Genomic DNA, 1,057 nt, shown 5'->3' with positions numbered 1-1,057 from the left:
CAAATGGATCCTTAGCATTACGGGCGAACAGTTCGAGCAGGGACTGAGGCAAGAAGAGCATGAGGCGATATTGCCTCTACCTCAACAAAAACGCACCGATCGGTATCTGCATGTGCGTTTTATACCCGGCAATGTTGTTGAGTTGAAATGGAGTCCAAATCTGGACAACCCATTTGATGCTGCTTTAGATGAAACGGGCCATTGATTCATTAGTGTTCATAATTGATGGAGAAATGCGTTACAGACGCAGGAATATAATTTTAGCCTTTGGATTTTTGCAATTGATTGATATTGCTACGGACGCACGCCGAAAACGAACATACCGACGGAGACGAATAGCTCTAGCTGTGTTGGCCTTACTGCTTTGCTACGCCGCCCCGAAAATACTCGGCCTGCTTCGAACTCCAGGTGCAATGATGACCTCGGAAAACTATATGGAGCGCCCGATATTTAGCTTCTGGGTCAACGATTTTTGGGGTGGGAATTTATACGCCATGAGTGGCGGAGGAATCATGTGCTGCACTCGCTTCGGAGGTGAGACAGCCAAAATCATCTGGATCTTGGACATGACTCGGCAACAGCAATTACAAGGTGCCATAGAAGAGCGTCATGAAATTGAGCTTCCGTTACCAAAACGTCAGTCAGAAGACCAGTATCTGCACGTTCGGTTCGATCCTGGCAATAAGGTACGTCTGGGCTGGAGTCCGGATCTTTTTAGCCCATTTGAAACGCGACCATCCAATAAAAATGCTGGAAGCATAGGGGCGCAATGAGAGTTCGTGACTTAGCGAGCCCCAGACAGTGGCGTCGTACAAAAAATATTGGTCAGCGTGGGGATGCTGCTGGCGGCCTTTTCGATCCCCCTTATTCATGATCGAGTCCGTACGCCAGGTGCAGCCCTCACCTCTCACAACTACACGGAACGACCTATCGGGAGTTATTGGGTTAACGACCAATGGGGTGGTAACGGAGGTGTAACTTGCTGCTGGAGCATAAGCGGTGAATCTGCAAAAGTTGTCTGGATTCTGAGCATGTCTCAAGCTCAAGAAAATCAGGG

Annotated in this window: 1 protein-coding gene and 1 pseudogene; both read left to right on the top strand. The window is 48.6% G+C overall.

The features are described from left to right. Nucleotides 1-205: pseudogene (locus HT737_RS31420) on the top strand (hypothetical protein); the annotation flags it as partial. Next, a complete protein-coding gene (locus HT737_RS28585) occupies nucleotides 189-773 on the top strand; it encodes a DUF3304 domain-containing protein (RefSeq protein WP_306287147.1) in 585 nt (194 codons plus the stop codon). The pseudogene HT737_RS31420 and the gene HT737_RS28585, both read left to right, overlap by 17 nt. The last annotated feature ends 284 nt before the right edge of the window (nucleotides 774-1,057 follow it).

Origin of the sequence: Pseudomonas sp. MD195_PC81_125, from assembly GCF_014060985.1 — a bacterium.
Lineage (GTDB): Bacteria > Pseudomonadota > Gammaproteobacteria > Pseudomonadales > Pseudomonadaceae > Aquipseudomonas > Aquipseudomonas parakoreensis.
The sequence above is the reverse complement of the archived record's forward strand: the minus strand, read 5'-3'. Positions and strand labels throughout refer to the sequence as shown.

What these genes read in the sequence shown, in the direction of transcription:
- HT737_RS28585 (WP_306287147.1), top strand. Translation starts at nt 189, where the DNA reads ATGAAACGGGCCATTGATTCATTAGTGTTCATAATTGATGGAGAAATG.